This window comes from Ruminococcus flavefaciens AE3010 (genome assembly GCF_000526795.1).
GTDB classification, from domain to species: domain Bacteria; phylum Bacillota; class Clostridia; order Oscillospirales; family Ruminococcaceae; genus Ruminococcus; species Ruminococcus flavefaciens_D.
In genome coordinates this window covers 1,259,545-1,285,185 of record NZ_JAGT01000001.1, presented here as the reverse complement: position 1 = coordinate 1,285,185, position 25,641 = coordinate 1,259,545, and the positions used below count along the sequence as shown (strand labels likewise).

The 25,641-nt window shown below is 46.0% G+C and carries 22 protein-coding genes and 1 pseudogene; 8 read left to right on the top strand and 15 right to left on the bottom strand.

Annotation, left to right across the window (positions count from 1 at the left end; genetic code table 11):
* Positions 1-180: 180 nt before the first annotated feature.
* Positions 181-4,482 carry a glycoside hydrolase family 2 TIM barrel-domain containing protein gene (locus N774_RS0105510; RefSeq protein WP_024860281.1) on the bottom strand — a complete coding sequence of 1,434 codons (4,302 nt, stop codon included), beginning with the start codon at positions 4,480-4,482 and terminating at the stop codon, positions 181-183.
* A 219-nt stretch (positions 4,483-4,701) separates the two neighbouring features.
* Positions 4,702-5,388 (bottom strand): GTP pyrophosphokinase, encoded by a 687-nt coding sequence (locus N774_RS0105505; RefSeq protein ID WP_024860280.1) that lies wholly within the window; start codon positions 5,386-5,388, stop codon positions 4,702-4,704.
* Positions 5,389-5,529: 141 nt separating this feature from the next.
* Here N774_RS0105505 and N774_RS0105500 point away from each other — a divergent pair, with 141 nt between their 5' ends.
* From N774_RS0105500 to N774_RS0105490, 3 genes are all read left to right on the top strand, one after another.
* The gene (locus tag N774_RS0105500; RefSeq protein WP_024860279.1) at positions 5,530-6,165 is read left to right on the top strand and encodes a GyrI-like domain-containing protein; all 636 of its coding nucleotides are present in this window, start codon (positions 5,530-5,532) and stop codon (positions 6,163-6,165) included.
* A 126-nt stretch (positions 6,166-6,291) separates the two neighbouring features.
* Positions 6,292-7,014 (top strand): MerR family transcriptional regulator, encoded by a 723-nt coding sequence (locus tag N774_RS0105495; protein ID WP_024860278.1) that lies wholly within the window; start codon positions 6,292-6,294, stop codon positions 7,012-7,014.
* A 490-nt stretch (positions 7,015-7,504) separates the two neighbouring features.
* The gene (locus N774_RS0105490) at positions 7,505-10,240 is read left to right on the top strand and encodes a hypothetical protein (RefSeq protein WP_024860277.1); all 2,736 of its coding nucleotides are present in this window, start codon (positions 7,505-7,507) and stop codon (positions 10,238-10,240) included.
* A gap of 273 nt (positions 10,241-10,513) precedes the next feature.
* On the opposite strand, the gene N774_RS0105485 is transcribed toward N774_RS0105490, so the two are convergent.
* The 5 genes from N774_RS0105485 to N774_RS0105465 all read right to left on the bottom strand — a co-directional run bounded on the left by N774_RS0105485 (position 10,514) and on the right by N774_RS0105465 (position 14,641).
* Positions 10,514-11,494, bottom strand: coding sequence for a Gfo/Idh/MocA family protein (locus tag N774_RS0105485; RefSeq protein ID WP_024860276.1), 981 nt, complete (start codon positions 11,492-11,494; stop codon positions 10,514-10,516).
* A 13-nt stretch (positions 11,495-11,507) separates the two neighbouring features.
* On the bottom strand, positions 11,508-11,981 hold the full coding sequence (locus N774_RS0105480) for an LURP-one-related/scramblase family protein (RefSeq protein ID WP_024860275.1): 474 nt from the start codon (positions 11,979-11,981) through the stop codon (positions 11,508-11,510).
* A 35-nt stretch (positions 11,982-12,016) separates the two neighbouring features.
* Positions 12,017-12,829: a TrmH family RNA methyltransferase gene (locus tag N774_RS0105475; protein WP_024860274.1), complete on the bottom strand. Its 813-nt coding sequence runs from the start codon at positions 12,827-12,829 to the stop codon at positions 12,017-12,019.
* Between the two features lie 110 nt (positions 12,830-12,939).
* Positions 12,940-13,386, bottom strand: a complete 447-nt coding sequence (locus N774_RS0105470) for a hypothetical protein (RefSeq protein ID WP_024860273.1) — start codon at positions 13,384-13,386, stop codon at positions 12,940-12,942.
* Between the two features lie 10 nt (positions 13,387-13,396).
* Positions 13,397-14,641, bottom strand: coding sequence for a zinc ribbon domain-containing protein (locus tag N774_RS0105465; RefSeq protein ID WP_037280153.1), 1,245 nt, complete (start codon positions 14,639-14,641; stop codon positions 13,397-13,399).
* Positions 14,642-14,855: 214 nt separating this feature from the next.
* Between N774_RS0105465 and ligA the strand changes: the two genes are divergently transcribed.
* The 5 genes and pseudogenes from ligA to N774_RS0105445 all read left to right on the top strand — a co-directional run bounded on the left by ligA (position 14,856) and on the right by N774_RS0105445 (position 18,238).
* Positions 14,856-16,811 (top strand): NAD-dependent DNA ligase LigA, encoded by a 1,956-nt coding sequence (gene ligA, locus N774_RS0105460; RefSeq protein ID WP_024860271.1) that lies wholly within the window; start codon positions 14,856-14,858, stop codon positions 16,809-16,811.
* Positions 16,812-17,031: 220 nt separating this feature from the next.
* Positions 17,032-17,529: an RNA polymerase sigma factor gene (locus tag N774_RS0105455; RefSeq protein WP_024860270.1), complete on the top strand. Its 498-nt coding sequence runs from the start codon at positions 17,032-17,034 to the stop codon at positions 17,527-17,529.
* 12 nt (positions 17,530-17,541) lie between these two features.
* Positions 17,542-17,640 (top strand): annotated as a pseudogene (locus N774_RS20115) (zf-HC2 domain-containing protein); the annotation flags it as partial.
* A gap of 33 nt (positions 17,641-17,673) precedes the next feature.
* Entirely contained in the window at positions 17,674-18,039 is a 366-nt protein-coding gene (locus N774_RS0105450; RefSeq protein WP_242836566.1) for a hypothetical protein, read from the top strand.
* A 10-nt stretch (positions 18,040-18,049) separates the two neighbouring features.
* Positions 18,050-18,238: a hypothetical protein gene (locus N774_RS0105445; protein WP_024860268.1), complete on the top strand. Its 189-nt coding sequence runs from the start codon at positions 18,050-18,052 to the stop codon at positions 18,236-18,238.
* 31 nt (positions 18,239-18,269) lie between these two features.
* Here the strand turns inward: N774_RS0105445 and N774_RS0105440 are convergent, their stop codons facing one another.
* The 8 genes from N774_RS0105440 to N774_RS0105405 form a co-directional block, all read right to left on the bottom strand.
* Complete coding sequence (locus N774_RS0105440; RefSeq protein ID WP_024860267.1) at positions 18,270-18,557, bottom strand: GGDEF domain-containing protein; 288 nt, start codon at positions 18,555-18,557, stop codon at positions 18,270-18,272.
* A gap of 129 nt (positions 18,558-18,686) precedes the next feature.
* Positions 18,687-19,340, bottom strand: coding sequence for a CpXC domain-containing protein (locus tag N774_RS18065; RefSeq protein WP_024860266.1), 654 nt, complete (start codon positions 19,338-19,340; stop codon positions 18,687-18,689).
* 52 nt (positions 19,341-19,392) lie between these two features.
* Positions 19,393-20,151, bottom strand: coding sequence for a GNAT family N-acetyltransferase (locus N774_RS16930; protein WP_196231532.1), 759 nt, complete (start codon positions 20,149-20,151; stop codon positions 19,393-19,395).
* 18 nt (positions 20,152-20,169) lie between these two features.
* Complete coding sequence (locus N774_RS0105425; RefSeq protein WP_024860264.1) at positions 20,170-21,306, bottom strand: acyltransferase family protein; 1,137 nt, start codon at positions 21,304-21,306, stop codon at positions 20,170-20,172.
* A gap of 60 nt (positions 21,307-21,366) precedes the next feature.
* Positions 21,367-21,942: a hypothetical protein gene (locus N774_RS0105420; protein WP_024860263.1), complete on the bottom strand. Its 576-nt coding sequence runs from the start codon at positions 21,940-21,942 to the stop codon at positions 21,367-21,369.
* Between the two features lie 186 nt (positions 21,943-22,128).
* Positions 22,129-22,353 (bottom strand): hypothetical protein, encoded by a 225-nt coding sequence (locus N774_RS0105415; RefSeq protein ID WP_037280151.1) that lies wholly within the window; start codon positions 22,351-22,353, stop codon positions 22,129-22,131.
* A gap of 17 nt (positions 22,354-22,370) precedes the next feature.
* Positions 22,371-23,003, bottom strand: a complete 633-nt coding sequence (locus N774_RS0105410; protein ID WP_024860261.1) for a hypothetical protein — start codon at positions 23,001-23,003, stop codon at positions 22,371-22,373.
* Between the two features lie 37 nt (positions 23,004-23,040).
* Complete coding sequence (locus tag N774_RS0105405; protein ID WP_024860260.1) at positions 23,041-25,641, bottom strand: DEAD/DEAH box helicase family protein; 2,601 nt, start codon at positions 25,639-25,641, stop codon at positions 23,041-23,043.

The window sequence follows — 25,641 nt, the reverse complement described above, 5'->3', positions numbered from 1 at the left end:
CGTACATCGCTTATAGCACTATAATTATGCTGAGCCCATGAACGGGATTCCAAAGGTACTGTGTTCCTTTGGCGGAGTCCAGAGAGGACGGACCCGATTAGGGGACCCTGCAAGAGAGGGCGCCCCTGCAAAAGAATCAAAGCTCCCGATAGTTTATTGCTATCGGGAGCTTTGTCATGCTTATGAATTCGGGTCAAGGGACTTTATCTTGCCAAGGAGGAATTCCTGAATGCGGAGCGCATCGTTGGAGGTTATTCCCTTTGCGGAGATATCAACGTCGCCGTTGAGCTGTCCCTGCTCTGTGATGTGGTTCTTGTCTGAACCCTCAAGACCGTACTTGTTGGGATTTGCAAGGCTCTGCATGATGAGTACAACGTCGGACATATCCACGCCGCCGTCGCAGTTTGCGTCGCCGTAAGCTATCTCGGGCTCGGGCTCGTCGGGACCTGCCTCAGCCATGTTGTCGAAGTCTATCCATAGCTGTACAGCGTCATTGTCGGGACCGTACTTTGGTGATGCTGTGTTCTGTGAAGCAAGCTCGGAAGCGTCAAGTGCCTTGCTGTAAACTCTCAGGTCATAGAACTGAGCCTGTGAGTTTCTGCCTGTTTCGGGACAAGCGCCCAGTGTGAGGTTATAGCCCGAATGTGCCACGCCTGCTGTTGTGCCTGTTGACTTTTCGCCCAGCATCTTGCCGTCCAGATAAACACGAACCATATTGTTCTCGGCGTCGTAGATGCCTGCCACCTGATGCTTTTTGCCTATGAAGCCGTCGCCTGTGGAGAATGAAGCCATGCGCCACTCGCCGCCTGCGTATACGAAGAAATCAAGTGATGAAGTGCCTGCTCTCAGACCGAAGGAGTAATCGCCCTTGCCTGCAAACATATTGAACTGCTGTGAGCCTGTGGGAACAACGTTTACTTCAACTGTAAAGGAGTTGCTGCCCTCCAAAGCTGAATCCAGCTTGCTGTTGTGAGGTATTGTAACTGAGCCTGTTACATAGCTGTCGCCGCTGCTGTCCTTGCCAAGCTTAGCGGAAGCGCCAACTGGAACTGTGAGAGCATTGCTGCTCTTGTCCTGTATAACTGCGCCGTCCGAGCGGAGCTTAGCTGCGATAGTGGTCATATCCTTGCCTGTGCTTGTGGAAGCAACAGGGATAATGGTGTATTTCCAGTTATACTGTCTGCCTGAAGGAAGTCTGTACTGTTCAAGAGTACCCTGACCGCAGGTAGCGCTTCCCGTACCCATTGAGCCGTAGTCAACGCTGAGGATAGTCTCGCTTCTTGGCTTCAGCTTGTATGGGTGGTCGGCATTCTGGAGATCCTCGGGCATGAAGTGGAGAGCGCTTGCCTCTACTTTTCCGTCAGCGGCAATGAGAAGGCTTGAACCCTTGCTCTCGTTCTGAACGGCTATCCACTTGACGTCTGTGAGGTTTCCGCAGTCGTCAGCCTTGAGGTAAGGATAGAACATTTCTGAAACTGTGGATTCCCATACGCCCTGTCTGCCGTTGGTCTTACGGTCGTTGAATGTCTCGACAGGACCGTTTCCGTACCAGCTGAGCTTCTCTGCGCCTGCGGGGAGCTTCATAAACGAGCCCACGCGGATAAAGTTGCCCAGTCCCTTGTTTATTGCGTTTACGTTGAACTCAACGTCAACTGTGCCGTTGCAGTGGATAGTGTATGTGATGTCAACTGTAGTGCCGCCAGCATTCGGAAGTGAAAGGTGTGAGATTATCTGCTTCTCGCCGCCGTCTAAGTCCTTGACGTCGATAGCGTTGCACTTTGCGCCCTTCATGGCGTCGCGCCACTTTTTGTCGTATAAGCCGTTAGCGCCCCAGCCTGTGTCGTTCTCTACATTGCCGCGCCAGAAGTTGGGAGTCGGTCCCTCGTCGATGAGTGCGTCGCCCTTGTATGCATAGGTCTTCATAAGACCTGTTGACTTGTCGATGATGAAGTTGAAGTCCTTGCCTGTAGGAACATAGCCGCTTGGAGTATCAACAATAGTTACAGGCTCGCTGCCCTTGTCGAATTTAGCTGTAGTGCCGCTGCCCTGAAGTGCTATCTGTCCGTAGGATATCTCTGTGCCCTCGGGAACGAGCTCTGTGCCGTCCTTTGTAGCAACTGAGATCTCGATGAAGAATTCATCGCCTGCAAGGTATTTCTTTGGAAGTGAATACGGAACGCTGATAGTTCCTCTTGTGAGAGGAGCAACATCGGGATTTTCTACCTTGCCGCTCTGTATCTCGATACCGTTCTGGAGCAGCTTCCACGTAACATCGAAGCTGCTGAGATTCACGAAGTTGTTTTCGTTATATACGCCTACCTGTTTCTTTTCCAGCTGTGAAGCATCAGCAGAGAACCAGAAGTTCTGATACTGATACTTTACCTCGGCAAGCTCGGGCTGAGGAGTTCTGTCAGGGCTGATGAGTCCGTTCTCACAGAAGCTTCCGTCATTTGGACGGTCACCCCAGTCGCCGCCGTAGCCGTAGTAATTACCTTTAGCCTCGTCCTTGTAAAGGTTAGCCTGTGCGTAGGACTCCGAGTAATAGTCCCAGCCGCCGTTAGGTACCTTGACAGCTCTTGACTGGTCAACCCAGTCCCAGATGAAGCCGCCCATCATATTGTCGGCTTTTCTGATGTTGTCCCAGTACTCCTTGAGAGCGCCCACGGAGTTGCCCATAGCATGGTCATACTCGCACATAACGTAGGGCATCTTGCCCTGACCTGCATTGTAGGCTATATTGCCCGAGCCCGGATACATATTGCTCTTCATGTCAACGCCCATTGCATTGTCCTGACCTTCACTGTGTACAGGACGGGTGTAGTCGTTCTTCTTGAAGTACCATATCATATCGCGGAACATACCGCCTGCGTCGCTTGCGTTGCCTGTATAGCCCATTTCGTTTCCGATAGACCATGCAACGATAGAAGGATTGTTTTTCAGACGCTTGAAGGCTGTTTCTGTTCTGTCCATAGCCAGCTCATAGAACAGAGCCTTTGTATTGTTGTTCTTGCCGTCCTGAAGGGCATGGCACTCCATATTTGTCTCGCCCATAACATACATACCGTACTTGTTGCAGAGCCAGTAGAGGTAAGAATCGTTGCTGTAGTGTGATGTTCTTATAGCGTTGATGTTGTTCTTTTTCATGATAGAAACATCTTCGCGTATCGTATCCTGCGGAACAGCTTTTCCGTAGAAGGGATCGGTATCATGGCGGTTTACGCCTTTAAGGAGCAGGCGCTTGCCGTTGATAGTTATAGGCTGCCACTTATTCGTGGTCAGCTTGTATGAGCCGTCGATCTCTGCACGGGTGAAGTTTATCTCGCGGAAGCCCAGCTGTGATGAGAGTATCTCCTGTACGTTTCCGCTGCCGTCGGTGAGCTTAAGAACGAGAGCGTAGATGTTGGGAGTCTCAGCTGACCAGAGCTTTGGTGAGTTGACTGAGGTCTTGATAGTGCAGGTGCTCTTGCCGCCGCCGTTGAGGTTGTCTATTTTTGTGGAGGCGCCGCTGAGGATATTGTTTCCTTCCTCATCGTAAGCCTCGGCAGTAACGCTCCAGCCGTTCTTGGCATTGCCTGAGCGGTTCAGTATATCCAGAGAGATCTCAAGGCTTGCATTGGTGAAGCTGCTGTCAAGGTCTGTCTTGACGGTGTAGTCCCTTATCTGCATTTCGGGAGCGCTTACAAGGAATACATCACGGAAGATACCGCCGTCGTAGATCATATCCTGATCCTCGAACCATGTACCGTCGCAGAACTTGTGCACCTCGACTGCAAGAGTGTTCTCGCCGTCTGTGAGGGCGTCAGTGATATCGAAGCGGTGAGGGCTGAATGTGTCCTCGCTGTAGCCGATAGCCTTTCCGTTGACATATACATAGTAAGCGGACTCAACACCGTCGAATTCGAGGTAAATGCGTCTGCCCGAAGCCTTCATTGTACTGTCAACAGTGAACTTTTTGCGGTACAGTCCAACAGGGTTATAGTTTGTGGGAGCCTGTGGAGCAGGTACGTAGCTGTCGTATTTTGACTGCCATGGCTGACCGACATTGGTGTAGATAGAGAAGTCAAATCCCAGACGAGTCCAGCTTCTCGGAAGCTGCACCGTTTTCCACCCCTGTGCGGAAGACGGCTGATAATTGGGATTGAAGCAGCCTGCATTGATGTGATTCTGAGCCTGCTGAGAGTTCTGAACGACTACCAGATCCCAGTTTTCGTTCTTTCCTGTGAGCATCTGAAGATATTCTGACTGTTCACGTGCATTGTAGTCCCAGACTGCATTTACAGCGGATTCGGTGTCCTGGAATGGTACGGGATTGCAGGAAGCGGCTTCGCGGTTTATTGCGAAAACGTCCTCTGCGCCGTTTTTACCTGTCCACTCGTTGCCTGAGAATCTTACATCTGCGGCTGTTACTGTTTGAGGAACAATAGTTCCCATGGACATAGCTGCTGTCATAATGGCAACAACTGTTGAAACGAAACGTTTCATAAGTAATTCCTCCTTATTTAATTTTAATATTCCCCTGAAGTATGTAATTAATCTATAATTATCAATTGTTAATACATACTTATTATGTTTAATATACCACAAATGTGAACAAATTGCAACTACTATTTTACGAAATATGTAGAAAAAATATGATTTTTTCTATTTTTGTGCGGTATTTTACCAAAAAGCCCCTTCTCAGTGCAAGAGAAGAGGCTTTTTTCAGTCATGTTCGATTATATTCTTGATAGCCTGCATACGGATATCCCACTGTGCGCTCTGGTCAGCACATTTTTTTAGGTCGTCCGTCAGCATATCCAGCTTATACTGGGGCAGGTCTTTCTTATAGCGGAGCTTGTGCTCCAGACTTGCCCAGAAGTCCATGGCAATGGTTCGGAGCTGTACCTCGGCTTTCACGAGGCGCTTCTCGTTTTCGAGGAAGATAGGCACCTCAACGATAAGGTGAAGACTTCTGTAGCCGTTGGGCTTGGGATTTTCTATGTAGTCCTTTTTCTCAATGAGGAAAATATCGTCCTGTTTCAGAAAGCAGTCCGCAAGGCGGTAGATGTCCTGCACAAAGGAGCAGACTACTCTTATGCCTGCGATGTCGGAAATACTTCTCTCCATAGCCTCCAAGTTCCGCGGTATGTTCCTTGCTATCATCTTGCGGTAGATGCTGCCGTAGCTCTTTATGCGGGACTGTATGAACTCTATGGGATTGCTCTCGCCGTTTATGGAGAACTGCTCGTTGAGCACGCGGAATTTGGTCTCTATCTCCATTATGGCGCACTTGTAGTATGAGAAGAACTGCTGCATGGGGATAAGGTTGTTTTCCACCGAGCGGAGAAACTCCGTCTCGGTCATGCTGCCGTCTGCAAGTTCGATAAGAGCGTTGTTTTTTATATTCATGGGAATCTCCTGTTTTTCAATATTACTTGTATTATAGCATTTATATCCCGAAAGGTCAATCGCTTTGGACAAGTTTCATTCGTTTGACACAGAACGACTGTAGTGCTATACTTAGTACATATCAATGAAAGGAGCACAGTCATGGCATTTGATTATAAAAAGGAATACAAGGAATACTATTTACCCAAGAATAAACCCGAAATAGTGGATATACCGTCCATGAACTTCATAGCTGTCCGCGGAAAGGGCGATCCCAACGAGGAGGGCGGCGAGTACAAGCAGGCTCTGGAGCTTCTCTATGGCATTGCATACACTATCAAAATGAGCAAAAAGACCGACTACCGTATCAATGGCTATTTTGACTACGTTGTGCCGCCGCTGGAGGGCTTCTGGGAGCAAAAGGGCAGGGTAGGCATCGACTACAGCCGCAAAAGCGACCTTAGCTGGACTGCTATGATAAGAGTGCCTGATTTTGTGACGGAGAAAGACTTTGACTGGGCAGTCAAGCAGGCAACTGTGAAGAAAAAGCAGGACTTCTCAAAGGTGGAGTTCATTACCGTGGAGGAGGGGCTCTGTGTTCAGTGTATGCATCTGGGCTCCTATGACGACGAACCTGCAACTGTTGCGCTCATGGACGGCTATGCAGTTGATAACAGCTATGATATCGACATCGACCATAAGCGTCAGCACCATGAGATATATCTTTCAGACCCGAGAAAAACAGCTCTCGAGAAGCTGAAAACAGTAATACGCCACCCTGTTAAGAAGCACGGCTGATTCCATTGGAAGAAAATAACAAATTTGCAGTTGCGATTTTGTAACTTCCTACAAAGATAAAAAATACTATTGACTCTCACGTTACGTCATGGTCTATACTGAGATCACACGAGAGGAGTGGATAACATGATGACGGTCAAGCAGGTCAGTGAGCTGACGGGAGTGAGTATACGCACTCTGCGATATTACGACGAGATTGGACTTCTAACCCCGGCGTCACATACCGAGGGCGGATACAGGCTGTATGACGATACGGCACTGGAAAGGCTCCAGCAGATATTGCTTTTTCGCGAACTGGAGTTCCCACTAAAGGATATAGTGCGCATAGTGAGCAGTCCCGATTTCGACCGCAAAAAGGCTCTTGAGCAGCAGATAGAGCTGCTGGAGCTGAAAAAGCAGCGGCTTGATGAGCTTATCAGCTTCGCTCGCGGAATAAAATTAATAGGAGTGAGAGCAGTGGATTTTTCTGCATTTGACACATCAAAAATTGACGAATACACGAAACGCGCCAAGGAAAAATGGGGCAATACCGACGCTTACAGGGAGTTTGAGACCAAGAAGCGCTCCGAAAGCGAAAACAGGCAGGTCGTGGAGGACTTCATGCAGCTTTTTGCGGAGTTCGGCAAGCTGAAAAGCGGCAGTCCCGAAAGCGCGGAAGCTCAGGCTATGGTTAAGAAGCTTCAGGACTACATAAACGAGCATTTTTACACCTGTACAGACGAGATACTCAGCGGTCTGGGGAAGATGTATGCCGCAGACGGCGAGTTCAGGGAGAATATCGACAAGGCAGGCGGCAAGGGCACAGCGGAGTTCGCAGCGGCGGCTATCGCAGTATATTGCGGCAAATAAGTTTCAGAAGGGCGGAGCAATCCGCCCTTTTTGCAGCGTGATGTGTAATTAATTTGTAGGTGCTGACTTAGAAGTGCTATAAGCGATGTACAAGTAACGATATTGATAAATGTGAGCGAGTGAAACAAGCGCCAACGTGGCAAGGCGGCGCGGGCTCCGCGCGCCCGCCTGTGCGAAAATATACAATGTGTTTGCGGGCGGATAATATCCGCCCCTACTACTCTCTACTTTCTACTCACTACTCACTTGCGGACGCCCAATGGGTGCCCTACAAGCTAACGGCTAATGGCTAAGGGCTCATGATATGACACATTGCGTCATGAAAAATTAAAAATTACTGCATAATTTTGCATAAGCTCCCCGATTGTGTACAAAAAAGTAGTAAAAAGATACAATAAATCATTGCCAAATTATGAATAATCATGTATAATAATATGGATAGGGGACTTATGTCCCAAGATCGTGAAAAACATACACAGGGGGAATTAAAATGAACCTAAAACTCAAAAAAATCGCGGCTGCTGCTGCCTCTCTCGCAGTTGCCGTGAGCTCAAACCTGAGCACGCTGCTCACAGCTGATGCCGCATACGGAGTTGGCGGCAACGGCACAGCTATCATGGAGTACCTCGACCGCGGCATTTACGCTATCAAGTCGGGAAACGGCATGTTCATCAGCTGGCGATTCAACGCCAACGATGACGACAATGCGGAGTTCCGGCTATTTCGCGATGATCAGCTCATCTACACAAGCAAGGCAGGCGAAGCCACTAACTACTGGGACGCACAGGGCAGTTCAAGCTCAAAGTACCGCGTTGACACTCTCGTTAACGGCAATGTGGTGAACTCTGAGGACTGCCGCTTTACATCGGGTACGAACTACTTTGATATCCCGCTGAAAAGTCCCGGAAGCATCTACTCGCCCAATGACTGCTGCGCAGGCGATGTTAACGGCGACGGACAGTACGAGATAATCGTAAAGTGGGATCCAAGCGACTCACAGGATAACTCCAAGACAGGCGTCACCAGCAATGTATATATCGACTGCTATACCCTTACAGGTCAGCAGCTCTGGCGTATTGACCTTGGCAGGAATATCCGTGCAGGTCAGCACTATACACAAATGGCTGTTGCGGACTTTGACTGCGACGGAAAGGCTGAGCTTGTGACCAAGACCTGCGACGGTACTATCGACGGCACAGGTAAGGCAATAGGCAATGCAAGCGCAAATTATGTTGACAGCTCGGGACTTGTTCTTCAGGGACCCGAGTACATGACACTCTTTGAGGGCGCAACAGGAAAGGCTCTGGATACCATAGATTTCCCTGTTCCGAGAGGCGTGGCTACAGGCAACGAAGCCAAGTCAACATGGGGCGACAACTACGGAAACCGCTGTGAGCGCTACAACTGCGCTATCGCTTATCTTGACGGAGTTCACCCCTCTGTTATCTACGGCAGAGGCTACTATACAAGACTTACCCTTTCGGCTGTTGACGTTGTGAACGGCAAGCTGTCAAAGAAATGGGTATTCGATACGGGCTTCAACACCAACGATCCTGCTTACGGCTGCGGAAACCACAACGTAATGGTTGCGGACTTCGATAACGACGGCAGACAGGAGGTCTGCATGGGCGCCTGCTGTATCGACGACAACGGAAAGCTGCTCTGGTCTACAAAGCAGAAGCACGGCGACGCTATGCACGTTGGCGACCTTGATCCCAACCACGAGGGTATAGAGGTCTTCATTTGCCATGAGGACGGCAAGTATGGTATCTCACTGGTTGACGGCAGAAACGGAAATATTATATGGCACTACGACGGCGATAAGGATACGGGACGCTGCTGCGCGGACAATATCGTTGCAGGCAACAGCGGCGCTGAGTTCTGGGGTTCAAGACCTGCCAATGCAGTATTTGATGTGTCAGGCAAGCAGATAGGCAACAAATGGCCTTCTACAAACTTCCTTATCCACTGGGACGGCGACTTGGAGCGTGAGCTTCTTGACGATATCACCATTACAGACGGTGCGGCAATAAATAACTATCCAGTTATATTTACAGCTACAGGCTGTGCTTCAAACAACGGCACAAAGGCAGTACCCTGCCTTACAGCAGATCTCTTCGGCGACTGGCGCGAGGAGCTTGTCCTCAGAACTGAGGATAACTCAAAGCTCCGCGTATGGTGCACAAATACCGAGACAAAGTACCGCATAACCACTCTCATGCACGATATGCAGTACCGTATGCAGTGCGGCTGTCAGCAGTCCTCATACAATCAGCCTCCACATACAAGCTTCTACCTCGGCACAGAGGCTCCGCTCCCTGCAAGACCTAATATCAAGCTGAACAATACTCCTCCCGAGCCTGTAAACGGCAAGCTGGTGAAGAACTTCCTCGTCAAGGACAGCGCTAACTCAGGCGCATGGAAGCTCATGGAGTCCAACAAGACAGGCGGAGCTATCTACGGCGACAGAGACTTCACATACACAGCTCTCCCAGCTGAGCTTGAAAACTGCGAGTACATAATGACAGCCTGCAATTCAAAGAATACAGACGCTGATCTTGCGGAGTTCACCACAGCTGACAAGTGCGAGGTTTATGTCCTCGTTGATACCCGTGAGGAGGACGCAAACTCAGTTCCCTCATGGCTTAGCGGCTACATAAGAACAGACCTTACAGCAAAGTCCAGCAACGATGTTAACTTTGTGGCTTACAAGAAGGAATTCGAGGCAGGTCAGAAGGTAGTTCTCGGCACAAACGGAATGACAGGAAACGTTATCAACTACACTGTATTCGTCAAGGAGCCCGAGGCAGTCACAACGACTACAACTACAACGACTACTACTACCACCACAACAACAACGACCACTGAGAGTACAACTACAACGACCGAGACAACAACTACTACAACTACCGAATCTACAACTTCCGCCACAACTACTACAGAGCCTGTGACAACGACCACTACAAACGGTGATGTAACAGTAACTGTATGGGGCGACGCTAACTGCGACGGCGGAGTTGATATGTCCGACGTAGTTCTTATCATGCAGAGCCTTGCAAACCCGAATAAGTACGGACTCAGCGGCTCTGACGAGAAGCACCTTACAGATAAGGGCTCGGCAAATGCCGACGTTGATACTTCAAGCAAGGGCATCACAGCAAATGACGCTCTCCGCATTCAGGAGTATCTCCTCAAGAAGATAGCAAGCCTTGATCCAAATAAATAAGCAAAAAACAGGCATAAAGGTCGTACCTTTATGCCTGTTTAAGTTTATGGTGTGATAGATCAGCGTTTAGAGGGGACGCCTTCACTTGCAAGGCGTCCCCTTTTTCAAAACAGTCCACTGGACTGTTTTGAAATTCACCCCTTGCGAAGCGCCTTCGTTTTTTGGGCTCTGCCCAAACCCGCCAGAGGCGCTGCCTCTGGACTCCGCCAAAGGAACACAGTCCTTTTGGAATCCCTTGCTTAGTTTTATCCGACTTTTTTTACAAGCCGTATTTTATTCATTAGGGAATCTCATTCCCCATTGTTTTCTGCATTCGTCCATTATTTTCATGACTTCTATAGTATCGCTGTGTGGCACAAGGGGACTTTCGGTAAGTCCTGCATCGAGACAGCTGTGAACCTCGTCCACCTCGTACTCGTAGCCGTTTATCTCGTCCTTGTACACGAAGCGCTCTACCTCGCTGCCGCGGCGGTCATAGAGTATGCCCTCGTCGGTGCAGTGGAACCAGTTGCCGAGAGTGATGAAGCCCTTGCTGCCCGAGATAATTGCGTTGTTGCGGAGCTGTATCTCAAAGCCGTTATCCGCAGAAACGAATGCACCGTTTTTATATCGGAGCATGATTGAATTGCTCATATCAATGCCGTTCATCATGTGTGCGGAGGTTATTATCTCGTCGGGCATACCCAGCAGGTCGTGTGCAAGGGTGAGGGGATAGATACCCAGGTCAAGGAGACAGCCGCCGCCGCAGTCCGCGCGGAAAAGGCGGTCGTTTTCATCGTAGGGGATAAAGTTGCTGAAATCCGCCTTGATGTATTCGATATCGCCGATTAGTCCCGAAGCTATCCACTCCTTCATCTTACGGTAGACGGGGCGGCACTTCATCCACATGGCTTCCATGAAGAAAACGCCCTTTTCCCTTGCGAGAGCCAGAAGCTCCTCTGTCTGTGGGGCGTTGAGGGTGAGAGACTTTTCGCAGAGTACGTTTTTGCCCCTTTCTATACAGAGCTTTGCGTCTGCAAAGTGTGAAGCCATTGGAGTTGCGATGTAAACTATCTCCGCGTCGCAGTTAGCTGCGAAGTCAGCGTAGCTGCCGTAGTATTTCTCAAAGCCGAACTCCTCGGCGAATTCTTTTGCCTTGTCGTCTGTTCGTGAAGCAACGCCGCAGAGCTCGGCTCTGTCGCAATGCTTCAGTGCTGTTGCAAAGGTGTGGGCTATCTTGCCTGTTCCGATAACGCCCCATTTGTACTTTTTCATAATAATGCTCCTTTTAGTTATTTGACTGGTCGATAACGCAGTCGATTGCGATTATGACTGCAAGTGCCATTATTGTATCCTGTTCGTGAGCTATGTCAATTTCAAAGCTGTCGCCCCATGTCATCCAGTGCTTGTGGATAGAAGCAAGGTACTGTCCGCCGCAGCTGATACTGTAATCGTGAGCAAGGAAGTCACCGTCGATATGCCAGCTCAGTCCCTCTACGCGGTAGTTGTTCTTGAAAAATGTGAACTCCCTGACTACGTCGGCGATGTACTGACCGTTGATGTATACCGAGAATCTGGGCATAAGGTGGAGAAGCTTCTGCTGTACGAATCCGACTTCATATCTGTTGCGGTCGTAGATGTGCATTCTTCTTCCCAGTGAGAACAGCTCGCCCTCAGCGGTGAACAGCACGTTTCCGAACTCGTCGAAAATATCCGTGCGCTGCTTGAATGTAAAAACCTTCTGCTTAAAATAAAGTTTCATATAAAAACCCCCATATCATTATATAACTGTTACTGTTAAGGTCTGCCCAGCTGCCAGAATGCAACTGCGCTTGCGGCTGCAACATTCAGCGAATCCACGTCATGTGACATTGGTATCTTCACTGTGTAGTCGCAGTCCGCAATGGTCTTGTCGGCAAGTCCCTCGCCCTCAGTACCGAGGACTATTGCCAGCTTGTCAATTGTTTTCAGCTCGGGAGCTTCGATGCTCACCGAGTTATCGCTGAGAGCCATAGCAGCCGTGATGAACCCCATATCACGGAGCTGCTGCGGGTAGTCGTTATTGCTTGAAAGGTAAGCCCACGGTATCTGAAACACCGTCCCCATGCTGACCCGTGATGAGCGCCTGTACAGCGGATCGCTGCATGCGGGCGTGAGAAGCACAGCGTCCATATTGAGAGCTGCTGCGGAACGGAAGATAGCTCCGATGTTTGTGGGATTGACCACGTTTTCAAGGACTGCCACTCGCCGTGCGTTTCTGCACAGCTCAGTTATGTCGGCAGGCTGTCTGCGTCTGAAAGCGCAGAGCGCTCCGCGGATAAGCTTGAAGCCCGTGACCGCGGTTATCTCGTCATAGTCTGCGGTGTACACGGGAACATCTCCGCAGCGTGGAATGATGTCATTCATCTGTCCGTCAACGTCCTTGTGCTCCATGAGCAGAGCGTAAGGCTCGTAGCCTGCATTGAGAGCACGCTCGATGACCTTGGGACTTTCCGCAATGAACAGTCCAAGCTCAGGCTCAAAGTAGTGGAGCAGCTGCGGCTCGGACAGCAGCGCGAATATCTGCAGCACTTCTGTATTGCTGTTGTTTATTTCGATTATGTTTGACATAGTTTGCCTTTCTGTCTGTATGGGCTGATATTATCCGCCCGAATTGCAGGGAACGTCGCCCACGGCGTCCCGCAAGTTGAGAATTGAGAGTTATGAGCTGCTGAGGCAGATCACTTTTTATGTTTGAAGAAGCCGCTGTTGCCCCATGTATTGAGTATTTCCGCAAATTCATCAATGTTTGAGCTCTGCATGGTAAGATCTGCTCCGAGTATCTTCCTTGACAGGTTTAATTTCATAAATATACTTTTTTGTTCGCTGTCTGTAATTTTTGCTTTTATTGAATAATTGCCGAAAATCGTTTTTGTGACCTTGCAATATTCAAAACGCAGCAATGGATATTCCAAGAGATAGACTGTACCGTCAAGATAAACTGACATTTTAAGGGGAACCAGCAAAAGTGTGCGATATTTTGAAATTGCTGCAAATGCAGAATGATAGTCCCTGCCTGTTGAAAAAAAGCTGTCAATGACAGAAACTGTACAGAGCACGGGAAGTTCATATTCAAGTTCAAATCCATCGAGACATTGTTTCATCAGGTCGTCCGTGATCTTCAGCATTTCTTTCTCCTTAAATGTATTTCAGCTCCACTAAAGCCCAGTCATCAGTGGTTATCTCATACTTGCTTCCGCAGTACGGACAGTTCCTGTTTTTGGTCGCATCAAAGCTTGCGCCGCAGGACGGGCATGAGATCTTGGTCATTGAAAAGTTGAAATTCACAGGGATATCAGTGCGGCGCTTAAATGACGCGCTGAAGATCTGTTTTTTGAAGTATACCTTGTCTCCGCTTGCATAAAGCACGTCAAAATATGCCTTTGTTTCAACGGTTACGAAATTCCCGTTCTCATGTATATTCTTGCAGCCTAATGCATCGCCGTAATTCAGATCTATAATGTCCTTCATCTTAGGGTCAAGCTTTGCACCCTCATAAAACAAAAGCTCGCTCTCGTTCTCAGAAAACACAGCTGTTTTGATAAGGGACAGTGCCTTGCTGGTAAAGTACTCATAAGAAAATTCGGGACTGATCTTTTTCATGCGTTTCTCAAATTTGCTTCGTGAGCCAGCGGTACCCATTTTTCCCGCAGAGGATATTGCTCCCACGATAAGCTTTATAAGCAGGAAATAAGCATAATGAACATATGCCAAAAAGAAGCCTCCTATGGCAGCGCCGATATAATATCCTATACTGTTGTGAAATACAAGGCAAAGAATAAACAAGGCAATGACAGTAATGGCATATGAAACCATATATCCCGACATGAATTCTTTTTTTGTCATTCCCGGGGTATCTAAGAAATAGTACGACGTGACCTTTGGAAAGAGGTCGTCCATCTGAAACATAGTCCCACAGTGAGCGCAGCCGTTCCGGAGCTCGGCAACAGTGGATACTGCACCGCAGTTCGGACAGCAGAAAGGGTCATTGTCAGGGTGAGTACCCGTGATAACATCGGTTATTGTTTCGTACAGAACGCTCCTGTGGTCGTCTTTGTACCTGATCTTTCCGTTCTTTCTGACTTTTCGTTTTATTCCGCTTTGATTGAAGCAGACGGTGCTTTCATAGTGCGCATCTCTCCAGCTGCTGCCTGCGATGAACTTGTTTTTGCCCTCATCTCTGGAATAGATATCATAGTCCAGCTCGAGCCCTTTCTTTGAGAGCCTGTCATGCTGGAGCTTCAGCGTATATGTGATATCATTATCTGCAAAGGTTATGTTCTTCCCCTTGCCTACAGCAGCTCCCAGTGATGCTCTGAACTCATTTAATTTGCTGCTGAAAGCACCTGAGACCTCTTTGATGTTAAAAAGATTGTACCCCATAATGAATCCCTGTCCTTTCAATTGATTATACCCCATGACATATGCTGATATGTCTTATCAGCCGACAGCACAAAAGGCTGACGGCTTAAAGCAATTATACCAGATTCCCCTGATTTCGTCAATATCCGCAGTCATAACTCTTTTTATCTTTTGGTATGGCAATTTCATTGCATTTGTGTTATAATAGTATTACTATTATTAAGGAGTATTCACTATGGCTAATAATGATATAAACAGAATGAAGGAGCTCAACGAGCTGCTTGCAAAGGCTGCGGACGCATACTACAATACGGGTGTGGAGATAATGTCCGACAAGCAGTACGATGAGCTCTACGACGAGCTTGAAGCTCTTGAAAAAAAGACGGGAGTTGTCCTCAGCGGCAGCCGTACTCAGCAGGTGGGCTATGAGGTATCCTCGGGACTGCAAAAGATACGCCACACTACAAAAATGCTGTCCCTTGACAAGACCAAAAGCGTCGAGGAGCTGAAAAGCTGGCTGGGTGAGCACAAGGGCTTCCTCAGCTGGAAGCTTGACGGACTTACACTGGTGCTGACCTACAGCAATGGTGAGCTGGAGCAGGCTGTTACACGCGGAAACGGCGAGATAGGGGAGGACATAACCGCAAATGCCCGCCATATCAAGGGTATCCCTGCACGTATACCCTTTATGGGACGTCTTGTTGTCCGCGGCGAGTCCCTGATGAAGTACAAGGATTTCGAGCGCGTCAATGCTGAGATAGACGACGGCTCAAAGTACAAGAATCCCCGTAATCTCTGCGTGGGAACAGTTCGCAATCTGGACTCCCGTGTGACTGCGGAGAGAAATATCAATTTCTTTGCATTCAATCTTGTGTCTGCCGAGGGCTATGAGGAGAACTCCTTCTCAGCCCGTCTTGACTGGCTTGAAACACAAGGATTTCAGCGCGTTTACGGCTTGACAGTGACCTCTGATACAGTGGAGGGAGCAGTTGCGGACTTTGAGAAAAGTATCGCCGATAACGAGTTCCCCTCGGACGGTCTGGTGCTCATGTATGACGACGTGGCTTACGGTCTGAGTCTGGGCGAGACCTCTCACGCGCCCCGTAACGGCATTGCGTTCAAGTGGCGTGATGAGACTGCGGATACCACTCTCCGCGAGGTGGAGTGGTCTGCAAGCCGCACGGGACTTCTCAATCCCGTGGCTATATTTGACCCTGTGGAGCTTGAGGGAACAACGGTGTCGAGAGCTTCCGTTCACAACCTCAGCATAGTTAAGCAGCTCCGCCTCGGCATAGGCGATACCCTGACCATATTCAAGGCGAATATGATAATCCCGCAAGTCCTTGAAAACAAGACAGGCTCGGGCAGTCTGGAGATACCTGCGGTCTGTCCTGTCTGCGGAGAGCCCACAGAGGTGCGCACCTCCGACGAGGACGTGGAGACACTGGTTTGTCCCAATAAGGCATGTGCAGCCAAGCATATAGGCAAATTCGAGCATTTCGTCCAGCGTGATGCCATGAACATCGTGGGAATGTCCACTGCTACAATAGAGACTCTCGTCTCAGAGGGCTTTGTCCGCGAGTTCCGCGACTTCTACCACCTTGACGACTACAAGTTCAAGATAGTTGTACTGGAGGGCTTCGGCGAGAAGTCTTATCAGAAGCTTGCCGACGCAGTTGAAGCTTCACGAAATACGGAGCTGAGCCGAGTTCTCTATGCTATGGGCATACCCAATATCGGCAGACAGGCTTCAAGGCTTATCTGCGCACAGTATCCTACAGCCGTGGAGCTTGAACATCTCACCGCCGCTGAGCTCACCTCTATCGACGGCATAGGCGAGGTCCTTGCCAATGACTATGTGAAGTTCTTTGCCGACGAGAAGAACCTAAATGAGTTCCACGATCTGCTGGCGGAGCTCCACATCGAAGAAGCAGCCACAGTAAACAGCGAGTCCGCCATTGCAGGCAAGACCTTTGTTATCACGGGCTCTGTCCATATCTGGAAGAACCGCAACGAGCTGAAAGCCTTCATCGAGCAGAACGGCGGCAAGGCGGCAGGCTCGGTGTCCTCAAAGACGGACTACCTTATAAATAACGACAATACCTCCAATTCCACCAAGAACAAGACCGCCAAGGAGCTGGGCGTGCCCATAATCACCGAGGAGGAGTTTCAGGCGCTTGCCAATGCTTAATTCATAATTCATAATGCATAATTAAAACTGTAGGGGCGGCGTTTCGCCGCCCGCAGGCTACGATTATATTAGCAAGGGCGAGAGGCACTCGCCCTTTACAAATCAATATTCACTGATCACTGATCACTTTCGGGCGGATAAATATCCGCCCCTACTATTTTGAATTTTCCTGTAATAAAACATAAAGTCATTCGTCTATATAAGTGAAGGGGGTGAGAAGATGAAGCAGGAACTGCATGAGATATACGAAAAATACAGCTCCGATCTTTATGCCTTTATCCTGCGAATGTGCCGCAGCGAGCAGCTTGCAAGGGACATTTTGCAGGACACCATGCTGAAAGCCATGACAAGTGCCGACAGCTTCAAGGGGGACTGCTCCGTAAAGACATGGCTGTATACTATTGCAAGAAACCTCTGGTACGATCATCTGAAAAAAGCTGAGAACCGCAATCAGCCGCTTGATTCCGTCAGCGAGCCTGCTTCTCAGGTCAGTATCGAAGCCTGCTTTGCGGACAAGGATACAGCCCTGCATATACATCATCTTCTTCACGAGCTTGACGAGCCGTACCGCGAGGTATTTACCCTGAGAGTTTTCGCGGAGCTTAAATTTGCCGACATCGCCAAGGTGTTCGGCAAAAGCGAGAACTGGGCAGGCGTGACATATTACCGAGCCAAGCAGAAGCTTTTACAGCTTCTGAAAAAGGAGGGACTTTTATGACAGAGAAAAAAAATACCCTGCAATGTCATAGTTGACCTGCTGCCGCTGTACAAGGAGGACATTTGCAGCGAGGAGACCAAGGACATAGTTGAGGAGCATATCCGCGGATGCGAGGACTGCCGACTGCTGTGCGAAAACATGACAGTGCCCGAGATAAAAGCAAAGGAAGCTCCCACAGAGAGGGAGACCTTCAAAAAAGTGGGGAAGAAGCTGAAAAAGGGAAAGCTTTACAGACGAGTGCTGATATTCCTGTTTGCAATCATAGCGGCTGTAAATGTGGCATGGCTCAAACTGAAATTCTTTCCGTACAAGGATTTTGCATTCGGTATGGCTGAATACTATACAGATGACGGAAAGCTTTATCAGGAATCTGACGGCAAATATTATTATAATGTAGTTATGCCGAATTATTTTGAATTTTTCAGAGGAGATCTTTATATTTGGAAATCAGGGAATTATAACGAAAAAAAAATACATCGAACTGAGGATAATTCCGAGAATTATAGGTGATATCAAGTATGTGGCCGTAATAAGAACGGATTCCGCGGGTTACAGTATACCTATAACCGAGTCCGTTGAATTTGACCCAAGTGGGTATAAAGTGCATGATAACGATGAGAAAGCCAAGCAGATAATAAGTGAAAACCATGACCAGATAGAAGAGCTTATGAGAGCCGCACAGGACAAATGGGGAGAATACCTTAAATAAAACAACGCCCGAGAGTACTCGGGCGTTTTCATTATATATTCGGTATCTCGTTGACCAGCTGAGGGTCAGCAGCTTTCATGCGAGCCTTGTCCTCGTACATCATAGCGTCTACCTCGCGGAAAACATTGTCGAAGTCCATACCCTTCTTGTATTCACCGAAGCCTATGGCGATACTGTAGCCCTTTTTTGCTACGGCGTCTTTGAGCTTCTGCATGGTGAGCTCCACATCGGAGTAGGCAGCATTGGGATAGAGTATCTCGAACTCGTCGCCGCCCATTCTGTAAAAGCGGCACTTCATGGGAAGTATATCTTTGATCATAGGCATCACGCTCCTTTGATGTAATGATTAAGTATAATTATTATAACATATAAACCATTAAAAATCAAGAGATTTTAATAAAATCCGCGTTTATCGAATGACATTTTTGTGCAAATATACAAAACGTCCTTACATCTGTTTTTCAAGGATCGCAAGCGCCCAGTCAGTGTCAATGATGACCTCATCGTCTGCTGCAAGAGCTATCTTGAAGGTCTTGGCGATATGGCTGTAGTTGCCGCTGCTGAATTCAGCACGTCCCCACTGTTCTCCCTGAAGCTTTATGGCGAAATTGACAGTGCCGTCCTTTTCCTTGTTGAAGTAGACCTGTTCAATGATCTTGTCGGGTTCGCTCTTCTTTAGCTCTGCAATGAGGAAGAGCTTCTGGAGCTCGATAATTCTGTCGTCGTATTCATGGTCAAGGATAAGGAGCTTTTCGCGGAAGCTGTTCATGTCGGTGACTACGCGCTTGCGGCAGCCCTTTTCAAGCTTGATCTTCTCGTCGTATGGGTCATGGGTGAGCTCCTTCATAAAGCTTATTGCCATGGCGGGAGCGTCGGGGATATAGTGGATAAGAGCCTTGGCGTCGGGCTGGTGATAGTAGGTAGGGTAGAAAACTATGCAGTTGTTTCCGCATTTGGGACACTTCCACATAAAGAGCTCACCGCTTCTGACAAGGTCCTTGAGCTCGGGATCATCCTTGGTATTGATGCTCTCCCATACCTTAAAATCACCCTCAGTACCGCACTCAGGGCATTTTATTATCTCGTTGTGATTTTTTGACATAGTGATTCCTCTTTTCTTGATTATAAGTATAACGCTTTTACGTTAATATGCTTTATTTGTCTGGTTGAAGCAGGTCGTAAATGCCGTCCTCGGAGAGAACTCCCCGTTTCAGCTCAGCAGGAAGAAGTCCTGCTTCATCGGCAGCAAGATCACGTTTCCATGCGCTGCCTGTATAGTATTTTTCAAGCTCTGCAAGAGCTTTTTGACACTGGACACTGCCTTTTGGAAGCTTCTCGGCAGTATCCATGAGCTCCTCGTAATAGGTGATACGCTTTATCTGCTCTTTCAGAGCCTCGGATGTCACAGGCAGTTTTTTCTCGAACCTGAACATCTCAGCAAGCTCGCCGTCTTTTTCATTGGGATCGCAGTTGTGCTCGTTGTAGTATTCAACGATATGGAAGCCGCAGCGGTTAACGTAGAAGTGGATATTGCGCTTCTCGAAATATGGGGTAACTGTCTCCCATACAGTGACTTCCGGGTGCATATTCTCAATTTCCTGCCATGCCGCCTGACCAATGCCCTTGCTGTGGACAGAGGGGGATACGAACAGCAGCTCCAGGTCTCCGAAGTCGTATTCGGTCTTTATGACAACTCCGCCTACAGGCTTGCCGTCGTGGATTATGCGGTAAGCGGCTCCCTCGTCTATGGAGCGCTCAATAGTATCACGGGAGATTATCTCGCCGTCCTCCTCGAAATGGTCGTCACGCTGTCCGAATTCTTCCGTAGCACCGAAGCGGAATGCTTCCTGATTGTCCTTTATGAATTGCTCCCTGTCTGATCCTTCCAGCGGGAGAAGCTGTACTTCTGTCATGATTTTGCTCCTTTGGGGTCAAGACTGTTTTGCAGGGGCTGACACTTTCATGCGATCTGCAACAGGCTTTTTTATGAAGCGGTTATATATTTGTTTAAGCGCTAATGAACCGAATAGTCCGACTAAAAAGTATGCGTATCTGAACTGAGGAAAATGTTCCCAGCGATACCAGTTCGATCCTTGAAATGTCTCAATATCAAATCCTGGGATCTCAATAAACTTGTTGATGATAAAAAGAATACAGTTAAGAAGATTAAACATAATAATATGGAATCCCATGATAAAAAATGTGTTATCAGAAATATAATTTATAATTCGGTTTCCGTAAAGCGGCGAGCCTATCATTTCTATGATCTCCAGCCAGAAAAGAATGCCTATAATTGATGATATCATGGGGGTTATAGGGTAAGGACTGCTAAAACCGCTTAATTCAAATAAACTATTAAAAGCGATATCATAAGAAGAAGGCAGGATCATTGTCCTTATCATATTGATGAGCAGCAAACAAGACAGCAGTAAAATAGGAGAGATTTTTTTTAGCTTTTCTTCAAGTACATTGCGATAGATAATTCCCAATTCAATAAAAGGGATAAAAAATATGATTTTGAAAAGAAAAAGTTTGTAAGTTGCTACTCCATATTCTTTTACATACCAAACAATATAAATATGCAGTGTGAGGAAAAAAATCAAGATTGTTTTGCTGTTCCATTGTTTATACAACGCTTTTTTCAATAAAGCATAAATGATTTGAACACTGAAGAGCATGGGAACAAACCACATTGGAGAAACAATATCATTTATGATTCCGCTGGTAAAAACTTTTCCACATGATCGTAAAAAGTAATTAAATGATAAAGGTGGAATAGTACCTGTTTTAAAGATTTTTAAAAGCCAATCTATGAAAATAGCCGGAATAGAAATACCAAAATAAGGTAACATCAGTGTCTTGAATTTTTTTATTGTATATTTACTGAGATCTGTATTCTGATCTATCTTGTTAAAATACCCCGAAATGAACACGAACATTGGCATAAAAAACGAATTGAAAGGGAAGTAATTAGTTAGAATTCCAAAAGCGCCCCATGTGTGGGCATCAATGACCATGATAATTCCTATAGCAGAAAGAAGCATGAATTTTTTGTTTTCCTTTGCCAAAAAAATCACCCCTAAAAAATAGAAAAATTATGCTTTGCTGATGTCAGTTATACAGCTTTTTCAGACATTGCCTGTATGATCTGTATTTTTGTATCTATTGTACAGAGAACAGAAACACCTGTACGCCTGATAAAGCTTAACATCTTCATCAGGATCAATTTCAGGATTTGTTATCCATAAATTTCGTTTGCTCTTATATCCTGTTGCTTTGTCGTTCAGGATCAGGTGCTTACCGGAGTCCAGTGTAAAGATCAGCTTAGAACGAAGGCGAGGACCAATGGTATAGATATCAGAACCATCAGAAGCATTTTCATTATCATAATAATGTGTATATTTTGCTTTTACGATGTTATCAAAATATAATCGCTTGCGGCGGAACAGTATTCTGATGTCAACAAGATCGTTTTGAACGGTTATAGTTGTACCGAATATCATTTGAATTATAAACAAGACGGTGAAAATAACAACAGATATACTGCAAAGGATCAATACACATAACAGGACAAGTGCCGCGGTTTTATCTTCTATTGTAAATCCTAAAGCTATGAATATGATAATTGCAGTTAATGCAGCTATCCACGGGACAATAATTCCGTAATGGAACAATTTTGATTCATGTTTGATCCTGAATTTCATTTTTGCAGTCTCCTGAATTTAAAGGGTTCTGTTTTTCCTTGACATCAAAACTACGCACTCAACGTGCCGCGACTTACTCGATTTGATGTTTTCCTGCAAAATACTGTGCTTTCGAGTAGCGGGGGATATGTTCAATACTCTTATCACTACGGGGAAACATAGCTGAAATAGTGCCAAGGTCGGCGTTCATACGCCCAGATGCTTTTCAAATACTGCCATGATTTCTTCGACGCGCTTATCGCCGATCCCCTTGATCTGTCGGAGGTCTTTTTCAATCTCACGTAGGTCAATGGACTTGCCATCTTTCTCCAGTAGCCCGTCAGCATAGCGCATCAGAAAGGCTTGCAGCTCCTCACGGCTCATTTTCTTTATTGCACGATAGGTATCTCGGTCTATTATTTGTTTACTCATAATTACACCTTAGTATTTCAACATTTTCTCAAAAATTGAATCAACTCCGACATTGGGCGAAGATCACGAAGTTTAATTTTAGGTGCTTTTCTCTCTTCTGTTGCATATGCGCCATAATCAACCGACGTTAGATCATGTTTCCCAGCCCATCCAATCACAGCCATGTTTTGTTCGGACGGAAGTGTAACTCTATGTTCGCCACTTAAAATATACCAAAAATATACTTGGATATTAATTTCTTGAACTTCTTTCTTTGTTGTTGAAATCGTGAAATTGTCTAATATCTCTTCTATTTTTGATTTATACACTGATAATGAGGATTTAACTGAACAATGGACTTCTCTATTTTTTTCAGTATAGATAATTATATCATAGCCTGAATCTGGTTGTCCAGAATTCTTATCAACCGCTGAGACCGCATTGATTCCCTGAGAAATTAACCACTTGAGAACAAGGGTTTCAGCTAATTCACCCATAAGTATGTTGTTAAAACGTTCAGTAACACTTCTTTTATGAAGGTCTTTACGATCTTTCATCGTCTTTAGCAACGATTCTTTTGTAGTGCTAATACAGTCTAAAACATCTTGATTCGACAGAAAAGAATTCAAAATCGCATCAGTTCCTTTAATAGGTTTTTTACTTAATGACATATAAACACCTTCCGTGAAAAAATTATTGATTCTCTTCTTATTGTATGGTTAACGCTGTAAACTCTGAGTCAAATTCTTTCATTCGATTATCCTGATTAAAGAAATGGAGACCCCATATCTTATAATTGTTATCGTCCGTAAAAATAGTAACTGGTACAGCCTCTGTTTTTAGTTGAAGCAAAAATGCCTCTTTCCATGCATCTTTTTCAAGAAGTTGCGATCCTTTGGGTTCAATAAAAATCTGGAGTTGCTCAAAGCCATCAGATACATCTCTTTGGAGGAATAGCACATAGTCAGGTTCAAATCGTTCGCCATCTTCAAATGAGTAAATGTGAAAAACACGTTCATTTCTTACAAGATAAATACGGTTATACTTGTTTCGTAAATTATCCACATATGAACGGAAGTAGGCTACAAATGCCTTTTCTTCTGAAGTTCCATAGTTATCTGTGTAAACAAACCAATCTTCTGTAGAAAGATCTATTTTCCAATCGGTTTTAACTGATGGATCATTTTGTGAGATTCCAATTCCACCGTCATGTGGATCTGTATAATTGACAGTCTTGTTACGAAAAACATCTCTAATATTTCTTGCCCTAAATTCTTTTGTGCCTCTGTAAGTCTCTTCAATACCAGAAATTGAATCTGCTATTTTTCCAAGTACATAGAACACAGCTGAGTATAGGTTTTTCATAGTTGGATGCTCATCCTTACTCTGAATGTCAATACGTACAGAACCGAGATATTCATCATCCATTATAAATTGACGTGTAGATACAATATTCGGAAAATAGGAGTGAAGTGTACTAAACTTGAATATTGGATATTTCATCAATGCTTTATTAATAACAGCATAGTTTATGGTGGCAATCTCCTTAATGGTCATATGTGCAGTTTTCATGTCGACAACGAGCTCAGAATCTTGTGTGCCTTCTACCATAACAGAATCAACGCCTGAAGCACCTGTTGCGGTTTTGAACCGATATATGTCATCACGAACTGTTGGAGACAGACCATGAACATCTTTTCGGTCTTTCACTTCTCTGTCGTTTAAGAATATTAAGCCCTGTCTATACAGCTCGGTGGCTTTAAAACCTTCCTTGAGAATATATTCACGCTGTACGATTTTTTCAGTATCCAACCCTATTTCACGAAGTGCATCACGAAGCTCAGTCACATATCGATGATCATTCTGACAATGATAATAAAGCGTTTCACAGACACGCAGTTCGTTGGTAATATCATCGTCATATTTTCTCTGAAATCTTGGCTGCTCATTATCAATTTGGAATGGGCAATATCTTGCTCCTCGTCCTATTAGCTGTGCTTCTGCAATTGTTGCTGGAGATAGCTTTTTTCTTCCAGACTGTCTTGTTTCATATAAGCGGACAATGTCAAACAAATTCAGTACATCCCAGCCCTCATCAAGTTTCTTAACCTCGAAAATAGCACGATATGGGTTATTGGCGTCTTCAAGCGTATTAAGGAGGATCTGGTTTTTCGTTGCATCGTCATCCTTATTAACAGAAATGCAATGTTCTTCTGAAAAATCGTCTCGCAACTCAGCTGCTAATGTATCAAAGGAGATACCATTGTTAGCAAAATATGCAAAAGCAGAACGCACTATATCATTATTAACAGCATTGGAAAGATCTTGAAGTTGTGCACCAGTTAGATTGTGTATTTTTTCGATAAAGCTCGCCATAAATTCTTGGCTATCAGCGATTTTAGCAGCTTTAAATAGAACAACAGGCTTTATGCTCAGACGGTGGTCTTGAAAGATTTTAAGACGATATTGGCTAAGCACAAGAGCCAGTAAGGCTCTTTCCATAATTGTTAAGTCAGAACGAAGGGTGAGGATATCCTTGGAATATCTGTCGCCATAAAATCTTGCTAATGCGTAGTCAAATATAATCTTATTTTCGTATGCAGCGCGAATTGCTGGATTTGCAAGATCACAAGTTGCAGTAAATTCTAAAAGAATATTATCCGAATTCCTGTTAAATATGTTTTTTACTGTCTGCTCCCAAGAATGATAACTTGATTCTTCTTCAGCAGACAGTTTCTTTTTTGTGTCAACGTTTAGATGATGCGCTTCATCAGAGATTAGCACGACCTTCTGCTCGTCAAAATCGTCAAAAGACATACCATTTTCTTTTGCCATCCACATATCCATATGGAGTCCTTGGGTGGTAGCAAAGCAAATATTGATTGCATTATTATCAGCGTATTGAAAGTTGTCTACTTGATTAATACGTATACGTTCACCATCAAGTACAATTTCATCAGCAAACAGGTACTTAGAAGAAGCGGCGTTTGTAAAATTCTCTTTTGTTTTCTCTACAATGTTTGAGAGATTAACAAAAAACAAGAAATTACGATACCCTTGTTTGTAAAGATACAGCATAAGCCCTGCCATAATTAGTGTCTTGCCACTTCCAGTAGCCATGTGGAAAAGAACCTGAGTAGGCTTAGGACGTTTGTTGCTCTCAAAATGTGTTATAAAGTTTTCAAATGCCTGCTTTTGATATGGACGCAATTCAAAATTGGGATTTAAATTTTCAGAAATATAGGGTGGGAAAACAGCATTGCTACCATATTCACGCAGTGTGTCTATCTTTTCATATAAGAACGCCAT